Origin of the sequence: Pseudomonas sp. Larv2_ips, from assembly GCF_963879675.1 — a bacterium.
In the GTDB taxonomy this organism is placed as follows: domain Bacteria; phylum Pseudomonadota; class Gammaproteobacteria; order Pseudomonadales; family Pseudomonadaceae; genus Aquipseudomonas.
This window is the reverse complement of sequence record NZ_CAWOAW010000001.1, coordinates 164-16,931: the sequence shown is the minus strand read 5'-3', so window position 1 is coordinate 16,931 and position 16,768 is coordinate 164. Positions and strand designations below refer to the sequence as shown.

The following is a 16,768-nucleotide window of genomic DNA, read 5'->3' as shown; positions in this document are numbered from 1 at the left end:
ACTCGTGGCCGATGCTATCGAAGAAAGCCGCTATGCCCGATTTGCCCTGCGTTGCTCAAACTTTGCCGAACGCTGGTTTCCGGATTCCTGGGTGTTTGCCGCCCTCGCGGTGATCATCGTCGCCGTGGCAACCCTGGGCATGGGCGCCGCACCCACCGAAGCCGCCAAAGCCTTTGGTGACGGGTTCTGGAGCCTGATCCCATTCACCATGCAGATGGCCTTCGTGGTGATCGGCGGTTACGTGGTGGCCAGTTCGCCACCGGCGGTGAAACTGATTGACCGCCTGGCACGTATCCCCAAAAACGGCCGCTCGGCGGTGGCGTGGGTTGCATTGATTTCCATGGTCGCGTCCCTGCTCAACTGGGGCTTGTCGCTGGTGTTCGGCGGGTTGCTGGTGCGCGCACTGGCCCGCCGCACGGATTTACGCATGGATTACCGCGCAGCCGGTGCTGCGGCCTACCTGGGCCTGGGCGCGGTGTGGGCGCTGGGGCTGTCGTCGTCGGCCGCGCAATTGCAGGCCAACCCGGCCAGCCTGCCGCCGTCGATCCTGTCGATTACGGGGGTGATCCCCTTCACCGACACGATTTTCCTGTGGCAATCCGGGGTGATGTTGCTGGCGCTGATCGTGGTCTCGTTGATCATCGCCTACGCCACCGCGCCCGGCCCGAACAGCGCCCGTGATGCAAAGGCCTGCGGCGTCGACCCGGCGTTCAACCTGCCTAAGCTTCAAGCGCCCACCCGCCCGGGCGAATGGCTGGAACATAGCCCGCTGCTGACTATTCTGCTGGCGTTGCTGGCGGCCGGTTGGCTGTTCCATGAGTTTTCGACCAAGCCGGCGATCAGTGCAATTTCGGGGCTCAACACCTATAACTTCCTGTTCATCATGGTCGGCGCACTGCTGCACTGGCGCCCGCGCAGCTTCCTCGATGCGGTGGCGCGCGCCGTACCGACCACCACCGGCGTGCTGATCCAGTTTCCGCTGTATGGCTCCATCGCGGCGCTGATGACGGTGGTCAAGGGCGGCGACGGCCAAACCCTGGCGCACCATATCTCGACCTTTTTCACCTCTATTGCTTCACACGACACCTACGCGCTGTTGATGGGCGTGTACTCGGCGGTGCTGGGCTTCTTTATTCCGTCGGGCGGCGGCAAGTGGATCATCGAAGCGCCTTACGTGATGCAAGTGGCCAACGACCTGCAATACCACCTGGGCTGGGCAGTGCAGATCTACAACGCGGCCGAGGCGCTGCCGAACCTGATCAACCCGTTTTATATGCTGCCGCTGCTGGGCGTATTGGGGCTCAAGGCGCGGGATTTGATCGGGTTTTCGTTTGTGCAGTTGCTGGTGCACACGCCGCTGGTGTTGTTCCTGTTGTGGGCATTGGGGACGACGTTGAAGTATTTGCCACCCGTCATGCCATAACAGGGTCAGGGTGAAGCGGGCTTGCTGGCAAAAATGCGCGGGGTCAGTGAAACGGTTGACCTACACAGCGCTTTGGCGAGCAAGCCCGCTGCCCTATTTCGATCTGCGGCTTTAACCCGGCTGTCTTCTTTTCGTCACATTGCGTTGCTACCGTCCTGCGAAATATCTTGAAACAACCACCGCGCAGGGACTCCCAGCAATGAGTGACGAGCACGAAGACCGCCCTTCCCCCGATTCCATCGCCCAACCGCCGGTAGACACCAGCCGCCGGCGTTTCCTGGGGGGCGCGGCAGTGCTGGGGGTCGGCGCGACCTTGAGTGCCTGCGGCCACACCGGTGAAACACCGAGCACACCGGTGACGCGACCGCTCACACCTCAAGAGCTGGACAAGGCCTTGCACGACCAGGTGAAAACCGTGGTGGTGATTTATGCCGAAAACCGCAGCTTCAACAATTTGTTTGCTGATTTCCCTAACGTGGAAAAACCACTCTCGGCACTCTCCGGCGCCGAGGCTCAGCAACGCGACCGCGACGGCAGCCTGCTGACCAGCCTGCCGCCAACCTGGGGCGGTGTGTTGCAAGTCGGCCCGCAAACTGTCGATGGGGTGACCTACCCCAGCGAAGTGCAATTCCAGGAAAACCTGCCCAACGCACCGTTTGCCCTCAAAGGCCCGAACGCCGAAGACCTGCCTTTGAGCCTGGTCACGCGCGATTTGTGGCACGTGTTCTACCAGAACCAGATGCAGATCAACGGCGGCAAGAACGACAACTTTGTGGCCTGGGGCGATTCCGGTGGCCTGGTGATGGGCCATTACGCCCAGAGCCGTTATTCCTTGCGCCTGTGGGATGTGGCCAAGGAGTTTGTGCTGTGCGACAACTTCTTTCAGGGTGCATTTGGTGGTTCGTTTCTTAACCACCAGTACCTGATCAGCGCCACGGCGCCGTTTTATCCAAACGCCGCACAGTCGGTGGCCAAGGCGCAGATTGCCACGCTGCAAAGCGATGACCCTGCCGACCCGCGCCTCAAGCCGCTGGACAAGTCACCCGCCAGCGCCATGACCGGCCCACCGCAGTTTGGCCCCAGCGCACTGACACCGGACGGCTACGGCGTGAACACCCTCGCCCCGCCGTACTGGCCGACCTGGATTCGCGACCCGCAAAACCCGGATTACTCCAAACCCGACCTGCCCAACGTGCTCGTGCCGCAAACCCACGAACACATCGGCGACAAGCTGTCGAAAAAGAACGTCGACTGGGCCTGGTACGCCGGGGCGTGGCAAGCGACCCTCGACCAGTTCAAGGATTCGGGCGGCATCCCGAAAATCCCCAACTTTCAGTATCACCACCAGCCGTTCAACTACTTCAAGCAACAAGGGCCAGAAAACCGCGCCGAGCGTGATAAACGCCTGCGCGATGGCGGCTTGGGTGATGAGGCCAGCACCAACACATTCTTCGCCGACGCCCAGGCCGGCAAGCTGCCTGCCGTAAGCTTCTATAAGCCTCAGGGCAACCTCAACATGCACGCCGGTTACGCCGACGTAGCCTCGGGCGATCGCCATATCGCTCGCGCCTTGAAAGTGCTGCAGGAAAGCCCGCAGTGGAAAAACATGGTGGTGGTGGTGACCGTCGATGAAAACGGCGGCTGGTGGGACCACGTGGCGCCGCCCAAAGGCGACCGCTGGGGCCCGGGCACGCGAATTCCAGCGCTGGTGGTGTCGCCGTTTGCGCGCAAAGGCACCGTGGACCACACGGTTTACGACACGGCATCGATCCTGCGTTTGATCACCAGGGTGTTCCAGCTGGAGAAATTGGACGGCCTCAAGCAGCGCGACGACGCGATGATTTCCCGCGGCCAGACGCCCATGGGCGATTTGAGCAACGCATTGCAATTCAAGGTGTAGGTTTTCTTATCCAATAGCGACACGCCTGGCGATTTAGCACGCGGTTTTCCTGGTCAGCCGCTACTGTGTGGAGGTGGGCTTTCACCCCGCGCAGACGGGCTTTCGCTGACAAGGAACCAACTATGTTCAAACCGACCAGGCTGTCCTTCACCTTGGTCGCACTGCTGGCCAGTGCGGTCGTACACGCCGATATCGAAGTACCACTGGGCAGCACGCAACGCGTCACCCAATTGTTCGCGTTTCCCAATAATTGCAACGTGATCTGCTTTCGGCCATGGACGCTGGAGCAGACCGCCGAGCACTACCTGAACCAGAGCTTGCAGCGCGACGGGTACAACCGCGCCAAGGTCAGCGTGAAAACCCATGACGGCGAGGTCGTGGCGACCTTCAGCGGCGTACCCGACCACTACGGCCAGCCCCTCACCACGCTGCTCAACACCGCAGACCTGGCCTACCAAGGCGCCAGCAAGCTCAACACTGACGGCAAATGGGCCTACAACTGGTACCTGTTCCTGCCGCTGGGCATGGCCCTGGAAAACCGCAAAAGCATCGAGCTGCTGCACTTCCCGCCGGATTACTCGCTGACCCAGGCCCAGGATTACCTGGAATCGGCCACCACCGATCGCTGGGCCACGTTGCTCACCGACAACGGCATCCCGGCCACCGAAACCCCGGCCTACCAGACCATCATCGATATCGCCCCCATCGCCGCGCCGTCCAACGCGGGCAAGGACCTGGAAACGGTCTACAGCTATTTCACCGACTATCAGACCCGCATGGTCAAGGAACTGAGCCTGCACGCCAACGGCTCATTGCCAATGGTGGCGTTCGGTGCGCCGGTGCGCAGCTGGATCAAACAACAGTACGGTCAGACGGTGGCGGTGCTGGGCCTGGCGCAGATCAGCCCGACCGAGGGCAAACCCGTGTCGGTGCTGGGCGCCAACCACCCCAGCTACATCTGGTACGCGGCAGACCCTGCCACCTACGACGGCAATGAACAAAAGGCCGACGAAGCCGGCTTGAAGGTGATGGGCCAGGATTTGAGCGCTGCCTGCTGGCAAGCCGGCATGGGGCAGAAGCCCGCCAGCGATCCGAATGTGTTGCTAAAAGCATGCATGAACACCTGGCAGGTCACGCGCAAGGAGCAGACCTGTGAGCTGTTTTACACCTCGGTACGCAACCTGACCCCGGAACAGGCCAACGCCAAATGCGCCACGCCTGCGATCAAGGCCCAGTTGAAACAGCTCAAAGGCGTGGTGCCGGCAGCGTCGCTCACCGCGCCAGCGCTATAAAACGCACAAACAAAACGGTTTCTACTGTCAGATTTGACAGTAGAAATCGAATTCAACTTGGGCGAGTCTGGGGCCGCACACATTCGCTGCAAGACTGGCCGTCAGACAACTCAGTAGGTCGATGCAGCCTAAGCCAGGAGAGTTATGAAAACTCAAGCCATGGATAAGGCTAAAACCCGCACAAAGGACTGTCTTTACCCTTTCAAAACCCTGCTTTTTGAACCGGGCTATCCTTCGATCGAGCAATTCCAGCCCATTCAGGACGCTAACGGATTGCCTGCCGGGGTCAAGGCTCGTATCGCCTTCGACAGCCGGGTGCGCATCGCCAAGGTTTCCGGCTACGCCGTGGGGGAGCGGCGCCCGCATACGCTGCAGCTATCGCCCCGTATCCACCTGTATGACTCCTGGTTCTGCGGCCTGTTGATGCACTCCTGCGACCCGAATGTGTTTTTCGACACCACAGACCTGGAGCTCTGGACCGTACAGCCGATCGCTCCCGGCACCTTGCTGACGCTGGATTACGCCAGTACCGAGGACGCGCTGCCCCAGCAGTTCGCTTGCCTGTGCGGCGAGCTGAACTGCCGGGGCTGGATCACCGGCAACCAGGAGCCGTTAAACAGCGAAGGTCAGGCGTTCATGGCCCGGTGGCGTGAACGCAAACGACCTTAAGCTTCGCCCAACGGGCGCAGGCGGTATTGCGGCGGCAGCTGCTCAAAACCACTGATGGTGGTGTTCAAACTTTTCCAGCGGCCATCCTTGATGCCATAGATGCAGCCATGAATCGACAGGCTCTGCCCACGGTGCCAGGCGTTTTGCACAATGCTGGTGTGGCCGACGTTGGCCACTTGCTGAATCACGTTCAGCTCGCAAAGGCGATCGACGCGCTCTTCTTCGGTCGGCAGCTGGGCCAGCAGGTCACGGTTTTCGTAATAAAGATCACGAATAGTGCGCAGCCAGCCGTCGATCAGGCCGAACTGGCGGTCCTGCATCGACGCGCGCACACCGCCGCAGCCATAGTGGCCGGTGACGAGGATGTGTTTGACCTTGAGCACATCGACTGCGTACTGGATCACCGACAGGCAATTGAGGTCGGTGTGCAGCACCACGTTGGCGACGTTGCGGTGCACGAACAGATCACCCGGCAACATGCCGACGATCTCGTTGGCCGGTACGCGGGCGTCGGAGCAACCGATCCACAGGTATTCCGGGGTTTGCTGGCGGGCAAGCTTGGCGAAGAATTCGGGATCTTCCTGTTTGATCGCGTCCGCCCAGCGTTCGTTGTTATCAAGCAGGTCTTGTAGTTCGTTCATCAGGGAAAGCCTCAGGAATGATGCGCAGCTGTGTGACAGACAACCGCTCGTCCGGGTCACGCCAAGCCGTAATTAGCTTGAATCTTTAGGGCGCCGTGCCTGTCCACACACTATAAGCCCCACAGTATGAGGATTGGCCATGACTGAATCACGACGTCCCTACGGCGCTACGCAGCCGGAACCGATTGACGATAACGAAGACCGCATGGGCTCGATGCGCGAGCTGGATTTTGACGAGGACGGACCGACCGCGGAAATCGGCGATGAGATCCCGGCAGGCGAGCGCGAGCACCTGATGCCCGACGAACGGGTACGCGAAGCCGGAATGACCGGGGCCTCTACGCAGGACCATGAGCCGACCGACGACGATATGAGCCCCGAAACCCTTATCCATGAGGACGGTGCGCGGGATGCGCGGGAGGAAGGCGAGGATAACCCGGCGGATTACGATCTAAGCATCGTCGATGAAGATGAGATCGGCGGCGGCAACGGGCTGGATGAGGCTGAGCTGGCCGACATCGACCCGGTCGACGGCAACCGCTGATACAGCGCGGTTCAACCTGTGGGAGCGGGCTTGCTCGCGAATGCGATCGTTCAGTCAGTAAATTTTTGACTGATGCATATTCGCGAGCAGGCCCGCTCCTACATTGGCGTGTGTATTCAGTCCACTAACGTGCAGGCCATCACGACTGCATCTTCGCGGCCACCCACGGCGGGGTAGTAATCGCGTCGACGGCCGATTTCGTTGAAACCGTAACGTTCGTACAGGCGAAACGCCCCCGTATTGCTGTCGCGTACTTCCAGGAAGCACTCGCGGGCATTGGCGGCATAAGCGCGGGACATCAAGTGTTCCAGCAACGCCAGGCCCAAACCCCGGCCCTGGTTTTCCGGCTTGACGGTAATGTTCAGCAGATGCGCTTCATCGAGGATGATTTGCACCACGCCGTGGCCTACCTGCTGCTCACCTTCAAACATCAACCAGATCTGGTACTTGCCCAAGCCGTCGAGAAAAATCCCGCGGGTCCAGGGATGGCTGAACGCCGCGTATTCAATCTTCAGTACAGCGTCGAGGTCCGCCTCGGTCATTGGGCGGAAAGATAAAGCTTCACTCATCGGTACTTTTCCAGCGCGCCATCAGCCGGCGCATGGCTTGCCATACATCAGCCTTACGCTGTGGCTCTTCCATTAATAATTCCAGGCCCGGCAGGGCCCACACCGACCCAAGGCCTTCGACCTGCAGTTCACGGTACCAGGCCTCGGCATTCGCCTCGCCGGCAAACCGCACGGCGGGCAGGCCGATCAACCACAGGCACACGCACGGCTCGTCTTCGAGGCGCGCCGAAACAAAACCTTGCACAAAATCCCGCGCGGCTTCCGGGCCCTGGTCCATGTTGCCACGCACCAGCAGCGGCCAGCGCACCGGGTCGCCGACGATTTGCGGGCTGTCGGGCAGGCCGGCAGCACGCAGCATGTCCTTGAGCAGCATGTAAGCCGGGTCGCGCGTCTGGAAGCGCTCGCCTGTGGGTAACTCCACCAATAGCAGACAACGCCCGGCCCGCAGCAATTGCAGGGCAAAGCGCGGCGGCGGCACCACCGGCGCCTTGGCCACCGGCGCAACCGTTTCGGCCACCACCGGCTTGGCCATTGGCGCCGGGCGCGGCACTTCGACCTTCACCCGCTCGACGACAGGGCGCGATTCAGGCGTTGGCTTGACCACGGCCACCGGCGCAGCCGCCTCTTCCCCTGACACGTCGAACGCCTCATAAGGCTCAAGCGCCTGCAGCAGCTCGGGGCGCGATGGGGCGGCAAACGGCAGTTCGGTGCGGGGCAGCCAGTTGACCACCTGCATGGCGGTCAAGTAAGCGCGACGTCGGGACTCGATAAGCACAGCTCGGCCACTTGTGGATAACTAAAGAGCGGGGATTCTACCGCTGTTCGGTAACAATCGCCCACTGTGCACTGACCGGCTGTGGATAAATCCCGCGCCTGATGCAGTACAATCGCGACTTTTAATCGCCAACCAGCCGGCCATTCCCATGATCGAACCCAAGCGCGTCCTGCGCGCCCTCGCCGAACACTGGGCCTTACTTGAGCCACTGTGCGAACACTTCGACCAAGGCACCTTGAGCCTTGGCGAACTGCGCGCGCAACTGGCCGCCCAACAACTGGACAGCACGCCCCAGGACATCACCAGCCTGCTGGACGTGTGGATTCGCCTGGATATCCTGGTGCCTGTCGCCAAGAGCCCGAACCGTTTCGAGCTCAACGCACAGATCCACGACTTCCTGGCCTATCTTCGCAAGGAGCACCGGCTTGGCCTGTGCCTGGAAATTGAAGCCTACCTGCGCCACCTCGAGCGCCTGGCCGGCTACATTCAGGACGCCTTCGACATCCGGGATGGCCACGACCTGGCCCGCCAACTGCGCCTGCTGGACATGCGCGTACGCGATGTATTGAAAAAACTCGCCAACGACGAGCAAGCCCTCGCGGCCGTGGCCGACCGCGCCAAGACCAGCGACCGGCAGATTCCGTTGCGCCAGCGGTATGCCGAAGTGCTGGCGACCTGGGACGAATACGTCGAGCCGATGATCCAGCTGGTGAACGCCGACGGCGCCTTTGAACAAGGCGTGCGCAAGGTCGAAAACGTGCTGTTGCGCATGCTCACCGAGCAACAACGCCTCGGCCACCTGGTCGATGACGACATGCTGCTGCGCACCCACGCGCGCATCCTCGAAATGCAGACCAGCGCCCAACTGACCTTGCGTCATGCGCGCGAACTGCTGCTGCCGTTGCGTGAAGAAGCACGCCGGCACAACGCCGTGACCCGTGGCGCCGCGCTGGCCTTGTCGGCCATCCGCCGTAAAGGTCTGGACGCCGTGCCGCAAGCGGCGATGCCGATGTTCACGCGACCGCAAAGCACCTTTCTCGGCAGTGCCAGCCAGGTCGAGGCCTATGTGTACGCGCTGGCGAATTTCGAGCCGAAACCGGCGCGCTTCCCCAAGGCGCACAAATCCCACAAGGGCGACGCCCAGCGTGCACCGCGCACGGTCAAGGAAATGCTCGAGCGCTGCGAAGACGCGCTGCCGATGCCAGACCTGATGACCTGGCTGCTGGAGCAGGAACCGGACGGCGCCACCGACGAATTGTTGTACTGGTTCTCGCGGCTCTCGCGTGAAAAACGCTTCAAGCGCGAACGCCTGGAACGCCGCGACTACCACACACACGAGCACCAGGTCAGCCTGCGCTCCTTCGCCCTGCTCCCGGCCGGCACCGATGCCGCCGAGCATTCTGCGAGTACACCTCATGCATCTTGATCTATCCGAACTGTCCCAGCTGGCGCCGATCTTTCGCGAGCTGTTCAAGGGTTACCACGTCAGCCGCCGCGACCCGGAGCTGTACGCGCAGCTGTCGAACTTCCAGGACCAGTACCGCACGCTGTTCAAGGCGCTGGGCTTTGAGCTGGTGTGCGATACACGCGGCTTCTATTACTTTGTGCCGGACTCGGCGATTGCCAGCGCGCAAGTGAACAAGACTGCCCAACGCCTGGCGCTGTTTACCTTCATCCTTGTCGAGCACCTGGCCGACCAGGGCCGCGACCCGATCGCCGTGCTCGACGGCGGCAGCCTGGGCCGCGACGAATTGCCGTCGTTGCTGGAGAAGTACCGCGATCTGTTTATCCAGGCCGAAGTGCAGACCCAGGAAGAACTTGAAGAAAAAATCATGCGCCGCATGACCCAGCTGGGTTTTGCCAGCGAAGACAACGGCGTGTATCGCTTCCTGCCGCCGATGCACCGTTTCCTCGACGTGTGCCTGTCGGTGCAGCAGGACCGCGACCTCGCCGCCAGTGTGCACAGCGTGCTGCCTTTGCCGGCGCCGGTGATCATCGACGAAGACAGCGATGAAAAACTGCTCAAGACCGACGACCCGCTGGACTTGAGCGACTTTGACGAAGAAAGCGAAGAAGACGCCCTGGCCCGCGCCATTGCCGAAGAACAGGAGACCGACGCATGAGCAAGGAACGCTACGGCATCCGCCGCTTCGCCCTGTTGAACACCGCCGGTTACAGTTTGGGCCTGTTCCCGCTGGAAGAACCGTTGTCGGTGTACGGCGCGAACAACCTGGGTAAATCCGCCTCGATCAACGCCCTGCAGTTCCCGATTCTGGCGCGCATGTCGGACATGAGTTTCGGCAAGTACACCCTGGAGCAATCGCGGCGCTTCTACTTTGCCACCGACACCAGCTACATCCTCGTGGAAGTCTCGCTGCCCCACGGCCCGCACGTGATCGGCGTGGTCGGGCGTGGCCCGGGCGGTGGTTTCGGGCACCAGTTCTTTGCCTATGCCGGCAAGCTGGACCTGGCGCATTACCAGAAAAACGACACTTGCCTGCGTCAGAAAGAGCTGTTCACCAACCTTGAGCGCGAAGGCCTGAAAGCCTACGAGCTCAAGCCGGACGAACTGCGCCGTTTGCTGGTGGGCGGCCACACTTCGATCCCGCTGGACCTGACCCTGATTCCGCTGCGCTCCACCAGCGAGCAGAGCCTGAAAACCTTCCGCGCGCTGTTTATCAACCTGCTGCACATGCGCGAAATCACCGCGGCCAAGCTCAAGCAATTGTTCCTGGATGCCTTTGAACACAGCCTGCGTTCCGGCAGCGTGGACTACATCGCGGCGTGCGAAGAAGCGTTCCGTGATGTACGACGCATGGAGCAGGATTACAACTCGCTGGTGGCTGCCGGCCCGTTGGTTGAGGCGTTGGCCAATGGCGTTCGGCAGCGCGATGTTCTGCGCGGCAAACTGCATCGCCTGTCGCCCTTGCTGGATTCGTTGCTGGGCACCTGGTCGGACTACGCCAGCGCGCGCAAGGAAGAGCTGACGATCCAGGCCGAGCATTACCGCAATGAGCAGGACGCGCTGCAAAACGATCAGCGCGGTGGCACCCAGGAGCTGATGCGTCTGGAGCGGGAAATCAGCGGCATTCAGCGTTGGCTGGGCGAGCTGTCGGTGCTCAAGCATCGCTTCGCCCTGGTGGATGACGTCAAGGTGCTGGAGCAGCAGCTGCTGGCGGCCAAGGATGCTCACGATGAATTGGCGGGCGCCCTGGCGCAGTCGCGGCAGTTCAGCGCAGAGGATTTGGACGAGCGCTTGCGCGATCTGGAAAAACGCTTGAAGTCGGTCAAGCAGCAGCTCGACCACGCGGACAACAACAGCTACGCCAAACTGCGCGAAGAGTTTTCGCAGCAGGATGTCGAGCGTCTGATGCGCCTGTTCAACAGCTCGTTGTTCAGCCTGCCATTGGGCGAGCACGGCATTACGCTGGATGAGGACGGCCAGTGGGTCAAATCCCTGGAGCAGATCCTCGACGGCTTCAAAGGCGAGCGTTTCGAAGTGCCGGGGCTGTCCATCGACATCTCGCACATTGAGCCACCGGCGTTGCAGGCCCTGGCGGACCGCGCGGCGTTGCGCGACCAGAAAGAGCGCCTGGAAAAAGAACTCAAGCAACTCAAGACCCAGCAGGCCGTAGCCTCCGACCGCGCAGCCAGCAAGACCCAGACTGAAGCGCTGTACCAGCAAGTGCTGGATGCGCAGAAAGCGTTGGAGGACTTCCGTCGCGCCCAGACCCTGAGCGCTGAAGAAGGCGAGAAGCTGGAAAACCTGGCGCAAATGGAAGCCGCCCAGGATGAGTTGAAGCGCTCCAGCGACGCCTTCACCGAACGCGTGCAGCAGCTGTCGGCCAAGCTGCAATTGGTTGGGCGTCAGATTGGCGATATGGAAGCCAAGCAACGCACCCTGGATGACGCGTTGCGCCGTCGCCAGCTGCTACCGGCAGACTTGCCGTTCGGCACGCCGTTCATGGACCCGGTCGATGACTCCATGGATAACCTGCTGCCGCTGCTCAATGACTATCAGGACAGCTGGCAGGGTTTGCTGCGCGCCGACGGCCAGATCGAAGCCTTGTATGCGCAGGTTCGCCTTAAAGGCGTCGCCAAGTTTGACAGCGAGGATGACGTCGAACGTCGCCTGCAACTGCTGATCAACGCGTATGCGCACCGCACTGACGAAGCCCTGACCTTGGGCAAGGCGCGCCGTGCAGCCGTCACCGATATTGCGCGCACCCTGCGCAATATCCGTAGCGACTATGACAGCCTGGAACACCAGTTGGCCTTGTTCAACCGCGAGATCAACAAGCGCCAGGTGTCCAACCTGCAAAGCTTCCGCATTGTGCTGGCGCCGAACAAGGAAGCCCTCAAGCATATCGACCAGATCATCCACAGTGCCGGTCAGTATGAAGAAGGCGAGACGTTGTCGGTGTTTGACCTCAGCCAGAGCGCCGAGCAGGACAACAAGAACGAAGAGGCCAAGGAATACCTGGCCCGCCTTGTGGCCGCCAACCATAACCAGTTGGGCCTCAAGGACCTGTTCGAGCTGGCGTTCGAGATCACCAAGGTGCATGGCCAGCCGGTGATTCACACCGACATCGACGGCGCGGCATCCAACGGCACCACCATGACCATCAAGGCGCTGACCAACATGTACTTGTTGCTGCACTTGATGGACCGTGATCAGGCCGGGCGCGTGCGTTTGCCGTACTACCTCGATGAGGCAGCGGACATCGATGAGAAGAACCAGGCGGCGCTGCTGGAAACCAGTTTGCAGCTGGGTTTTGTGCCGATTCTGGCCAGTGTGAAGCCGCAGGTGTCCGCCCAGGTGGCGATCGACCTGGAAGGTGGCAGCGGGCCGAACGGCATCTACATTGATGAGGCGGACTGGAAGTACATCCGTCGTCACGATGCGGTAAAGGCGACCGTGAATGTGCAGGCGGATGAGCCGGAGTTGGATGAGGTTTGAGCCACTGAGCTGAAATGCAAAAAGGCCCCTGGGTGAGCACCCAGGGGCCTTTTTTATCGCCGGTTATGGCCTCTTCGCGGGCAAGCCCGCTGCCACAGGTGACCGCATTTCTACAGGATAAATGCGCTTGAATGTGGGAGCCGGGCCTGCCCGCGATGGCCGCGCCTCGGTTTACTTGCCGAGCGAAATCTTAGGTGCCCACGTCAGCCATTCATCTTCAAACTTGTCGAACAGCGGGAAGGTCTGCTGCGGCCGGGCAGCATTGCCCATGCGCTCGCCGTCTGGCGTGGCGAAGGCAATACCGCCGGCGACCAGTGTCTCCAGGGATTCAGTGCGCACTGTCGCGCCTTTGAACAAGCCGAAGTCGAGACCGAAACCGCTGGTGTTCCAGAAGCGGCTGCCACTGCGCACCAGTGGCGCGTACTTGGGCTCGATCAAGATATGGATCAGCACGCGGTCGGCGGTTTGACCCAGCTCGTAGCCGGTGACTTTGCCGACGGTGACCTCACGGTAGGTGACCGGCACGCCTTCCTTCAACGAGCCACGGCGTGCGGCGCTGAGTACCAGGCTCAGGCCTTCCTCCTGACGGGCCGCCTCCGGTGGCTTGTCCAACGCGACGAAGCTCTTTTGCGGGCCGGCGTTTTTCGCGGATGGCTGCACCTCGATGTATTGGCCCGTGACCAGGGTTTCCAGGTTCGAGGTTTTCATCAGGCCCAACTCAGGCTTGACCACCCAGAACTGGCTGCCGGCGCGGGCGATCCGATCCGCCACTTGGGTGATGCGCGCGCTGAGCAACACCGACTGCATGTCGGCACTGAGGTCGACGCTCTCGATCTTGCCCACGTCCAGGCCTTTGAAGCGTACCGCGGTGCCGGGGCGCAGGCCGTCGGCACGATCGACCTTGATGGTCACCAGCGTACCGTGTTGATTGGCGGCCTCGCGATCGGCAAACAGACGGAAACGCGGGATACGTTTTTTCAGCGGCACGTTCGGTTCCGGGGTTTCGAAGGCAATACCGCCGGCCATCAAGCTGGCCAGGGATTCACTCTTGACCTGGATGCCCCCGGTGAGGCCGCCTGTCAGCGTCACGCCGCTGGCATTCCAGAAGCGCGTCGAACCGTTGACCAGGTTTTCGTATTCCTTCTCGATGTGGACACCGATCACCAATTGCTTGTTCTTGCGCGAGAACTGGTAGCTCTGTACAGAACCCACCTTGACCTGTTTGTAGAGGATCGGGCTGCCGACATCCAGCGAGCCTAGGCTGTCGGTGAACAACACCATGTGCAGGCCGGGGGAGCGCAGGTCCAACGGTGGTGCCTTGGCCCGAGCGACGAATTCGCGCTGCGGCGCACTGCCTTTGTCGCCAGGGCGAATGGCGATGTAGTTACCTTTGACCAGCGCTTCCAGGCCGGTGATACCGGCAAGCGAGATGGACGGTTTGACCACCCAGAACTGGGTGTCTTGCACCAGGTAGTCTTCGGCAAGCGGGTCGAGGGTGAGCTCGGCATTGGCGCTGGATAGGTCAGGGTCAATCTTCAGGGTCTTCAGGCTACCGACCTGAATACCTTTGTACATGACCGGTGTGCGCCCGGCCTGCAGGCCTTCGAAGTCGGTGAGTTTGACCTTGACCTTGAGACCGGCCGCCGCTGCGTCGAAGTCTTCGTACAAGCGAAACGGCAGGCTTGGATCGGTGGGAGGGCTGTCCTTGCGGTTCTCGGGTGTAGCGAAAGCGATGCCGCCGGCAACGATGCTCGAGAGAGACTCGCTGCGCACCTTCACGCCGGAGAGGTTGGCGTCGATGCTGATGCCGCTGGCGTTCCAAAAGCGCGTATGTTTGCGCACCAGGCTGGCGTAAGTGGGCTCGATGTAGACCTTGATCTCGACCGTACTCTGGTCTTCGGACAGCAGGTAGCTTTTGACCTGGCCAACCTGAATCTGCTTGTAGAACACCGGGCTGCCACGGTTGAGCGAGCCCAAGCGATCGGCCTTGATGGTCAGGTGCAAGCCGGGCTTGGCGTCGGATAAAGGCGGCTCTTCGGAAAGGGCCTTGAATTTGCGCGACGGCTCGCCGTCGCCAGGGCTGGCCGCAATGTAGTTACCCGAGACCAGGGTTTCCAGACCGGTGATACCGGCGAGGCTGACGCTGGGTTTGACCAGCCAGAAACGGGTGTTGGTCTTGAGGTATTGCTCCACATCCTTGTTCATCTCGATGGTGGCGATCACCCCGCGATTGTTGCCCTCGTCGTCCAGGGCCAGGGTCTTGACCTTGCCCACGGGCATGCCTTTGTAGACCACTTCGGTCTTGTTGGCCTGGATGCCTTCGCCACTTTCAAAGCGCACCTGGATCTCGATGCCTTGTTGGGAATAGGCACGCCATCCCAGCCAACCACCGATGATCAGGGCTATCAGGGGCAACACCCAAATGGCCGACCAGTTGGAGGCCGGGCGGGTTTTAGCTTTTGGCAAATCACTCATGGTCGTCGTCCGACTCCGTGTTGTCCCAAATCAGTCGGGGATCAAAAGTTACTGCGGCAAGCATCGTCAAGATCACCACACTGGCGAACGCTGCAGCACCGAGATTAGCCTCGACACTGGCAAGTCGCCCAAAGTTAACAACCGCTACCAGGATGGCGATCACGAAGATATCCAGCATGGACCAGCGGCCAATGAATTCGATGAAGCGGTACATGATAATCCGTTGTTGCGCGGACAGCGGCTGACGACGCTGCACCGAGAACAACAGCAGGCCAATGCCCACCAGTTTGAATGTCGGTACAAGAATACTGGCAATAAACACCACAGCAGCGATAGGGAACATGCCGTGCTGCACCAACTGGATCACGCCGGCCATGATGGTACTTGGATCGCCCTGGCCAAGGGAGTTGATGGTCATGATTGGTAACAGGTTGGCGGGGATATACAGGATCGCCGCCGTGATCAGTAACGCCCAGGTACGCGTAAGGCTATTGGGACGACGGGCGTGGACCAGCGCACCGCAACGGGTGCAGAGCTGCTCATCGGTGTCGGCTTCTTGCTTGTTCAGCTCATGGCATTCGGTACAAATCAGAATGCCTGCATCAATCGCCCGCATGATCATCCTCTCCTGACAACGCTTGCCAGATCTGGTGGGGCGACATCACCACCTCAAGCAGCACCTGAACCATTAATAGACTGACGAAACAGATAAGCCCCAGGCCGACCGTGATGGAGGCCATGTCGGCGAGTTTGACGATCGCCACGAGCACGCCCATCAGGTAGACCTCCAACATTCCCCAGTCTTTCAAGTGATGGTAAATGCGGTAGAGCAACAACCCATAGCTGCGGCCGATCTTCCAGCGAATGCTCAACAGCACAGCCAATTGGCAGAGCAATTTGAGCAATGGGATGCCCATGCTGCACAGAAACACCACTGCGGCGACGCCCTGCATGCCGGTATCGAACAGACCTACAACGCCGCTCCAAACGGTGTCCTCTGAGGACTGCCCGAGTAGATTGAGCTGCATGATGGGTAAAAAGTTCGCGGGGATATACAGCAAAAGTGCGGCGATTACCAAGGCGAGGCTGCGCTCAACGACATTGTAGCGGTGAGCATAGAGCTCGTAACCGCAGCGTGCGCATTGAGCCTTTTCGCCTCGAGCGAGCGTGGGCTTGCGCATCAGCAAGTCGCACTCATGGCATGCCACCAGATCGTCCAGGGGTAAATCCGACACCGCTGGGGTATCAACCGGATCGGGCATAGTTAGGGCTCGAACTCTAAAAAAGGTTAGGTGCCTATTCTAATGGTCTGGTTCAGAAATAACTGTGCAAATTTGTCGGACGGATTGAGCCGCTGGTCAAGCAGGCCGTCGCGGCATGCGGCGCAATAATGGGAGGACGTAGCGTTTGCTGATATTGGCGATTTCGGGGAGAAGGTTGGGCTTTTGCGATGATCGGGTTATTCAGGGAATGCGCGTTTTGTTGGCGCACTTCGTTCGCAAGCACGCTTGCACTTGCAC

General features: G+C 60.7%; 15 protein-coding genes. 8 read left to right on the top strand and 7 right to left on the bottom strand.

Annotation, left to right across the window (positions count from 1 at the left end; translation table 11 throughout):
• The first annotated feature begins 4 nt into the window (after positions 1 to 4).
• From AACV02_RS00070 to AACV02_RS00055, 4 genes are all read left to right on the top strand, one after another.
• On the top strand, positions 5 to 1,423 hold the full coding sequence (locus AACV02_RS00070; protein ID WP_106578513.1) for a short-chain fatty acid transporter: 1,419 nt from the start codon (positions 5 to 7) through the stop codon (positions 1,421 to 1,423).
• A gap of 199 nt (positions 1,424 to 1,622) precedes the next feature.
• Positions 1,623 to 3,323 (top strand): acid phosphatase, encoded by a 1,701-nt coding sequence (acpA, locus tag AACV02_RS00065; RefSeq protein WP_119736374.1) that lies wholly within the window; start codon positions 1,623 to 1,625, stop codon positions 3,321 to 3,323.
• Between the two features lie 122 nt (positions 3,324 to 3,445).
• Positions 3,446 to 4,615 (top strand): hypothetical protein, encoded by a 1,170-nt coding sequence (locus AACV02_RS00060; protein WP_119736372.1) that lies wholly within the window; start codon positions 3,446 to 3,448, stop codon positions 4,613 to 4,615.
• A 144-nt stretch (positions 4,616 to 4,759) separates the two neighbouring features.
• Positions 4,760 to 5,284, top strand: coding sequence for an SET domain-containing protein-lysine N-methyltransferase (locus AACV02_RS00055; protein ID WP_119736370.1), 525 nt, complete (start codon positions 4,760 to 4,762; stop codon positions 5,282 to 5,284).
• Here the strand turns inward: AACV02_RS00055 and can are convergent.
• The gene (gene can / locus AACV02_RS00050) at positions 5,281 to 5,925 is read right to left on the bottom strand and encodes a carbonate dehydratase (RefSeq protein WP_010213394.1); all 645 of its coding nucleotides are present in this window, start codon (positions 5,923 to 5,925) and stop codon (positions 5,281 to 5,283) included. The two genes, AACV02_RS00055 and can, sit on opposite strands and share 4 nt — an antisense overlap.
• Positions 5,926 to 6,064: 139 nt before the next feature.
• On the opposite strand from can, the gene AACV02_RS00045 reads away from it, so the two are divergent.
• Complete coding sequence (locus AACV02_RS00045) at positions 6,065 to 6,469, top strand: serine kinase/phosphatase (protein ID WP_119736368.1); 405 nt, start codon at positions 6,065 to 6,067, stop codon at positions 6,467 to 6,469.
• 116 nt (positions 6,470 to 6,585) lie between these two features.
• On the opposite strand, the gene rimI is transcribed toward AACV02_RS00045, so the two are convergent.
• Both rimI and AACV02_RS00035 read right to left on the bottom strand, forming a co-directional pair.
• Positions 6,586 to 7,038: a ribosomal protein S18-alanine N-acetyltransferase gene (gene rimI / locus AACV02_RS00040; RefSeq protein WP_003188286.1), complete on the bottom strand. Its 453-nt coding sequence runs from the start codon at positions 7,036 to 7,038 to the stop codon at positions 6,586 to 6,588.
• Entirely contained in the window at positions 7,031 to 7,774 is a 744-nt protein-coding gene (locus tag AACV02_RS00035) for an energy transducer TonB (protein ID WP_106578508.1), read from the bottom strand. The genes rimI and AACV02_RS00035 overlap by 8 nt, the downstream gene beginning before the upstream one ends.
• A gap of 187 nt (positions 7,775 to 7,961) precedes the next feature.
• Here AACV02_RS00035 and mksB point away from each other — a divergent pair, with 187 nt between their 5' ends.
• From mksB to mksF, 3 genes are read left to right on the top strand one after another with little or no spacing between them, the layout of a single operon-like run.
• A complete protein-coding gene (gene mksB / locus AACV02_RS00030) occupies positions 7,962 to 9,239 on the top strand; it encodes an Mks condensin complex protein MksB (RefSeq protein ID WP_106578507.1) in 1,278 nt (425 codons plus the stop codon).
• Positions 9,229 to 9,936 (top strand): Mks condensin complex protein MksE, encoded by a 708-nt coding sequence (gene mksE, locus AACV02_RS00025; RefSeq protein WP_119736366.1) that lies wholly within the window; start codon positions 9,229 to 9,231, stop codon positions 9,934 to 9,936. The genes mksB and mksE overlap by 11 nt, the downstream gene beginning before the upstream one ends.
• A complete protein-coding gene (mksF, locus tag AACV02_RS00020) occupies positions 9,933 to 12,773 on the top strand; it encodes an Mks condensin complex protein MksF (RefSeq protein WP_106578505.1) in 2,841 nt (946 codons plus the stop codon). Before mksE ends, mksF begins: the two co-directional genes overlap by 4 nt.
• Before the next feature lie 171 nt (positions 12,774 to 12,944).
• Here mksF and AACV02_RS00015 read toward each other — a convergent pair whose 3' ends face one another.
• The 4 genes from AACV02_RS00015 to AACV02_RS30790 all read right to left on the bottom strand — a co-directional run.
• Positions 12,945 to 15,248, bottom strand: coding sequence for a PqiB family protein (locus tag AACV02_RS00015; protein ID WP_106578504.1), 2,304 nt, complete (start codon positions 15,246 to 15,248; stop codon positions 12,945 to 12,947).
• A complete protein-coding gene (locus AACV02_RS00010; RefSeq protein ID WP_106578503.1) occupies positions 15,241 to 15,864 on the bottom strand; it encodes a paraquat-inducible protein A in 624 nt (207 codons plus the stop codon). The genes AACV02_RS00015 and AACV02_RS00010 overlap by 8 nt, the downstream gene beginning before the upstream one ends.
• On the bottom strand, positions 15,851 to 16,510 hold the full coding sequence (locus tag AACV02_RS00005) for a paraquat-inducible protein A (RefSeq protein WP_119736363.1): 660 nt from the start codon (positions 16,508 to 16,510) through the stop codon (positions 15,851 to 15,853). The genes AACV02_RS00010 and AACV02_RS00005 overlap by 14 nt, the downstream gene beginning before the upstream one ends.
• A gap of 52 nt (positions 16,511 to 16,562) precedes the next feature.
• On the bottom strand, positions 16,563 to 16,768 hold a 206-nt coding region (locus AACV02_RS30790), incomplete at its 5' end, for a hypothetical protein (protein WP_218568288.1).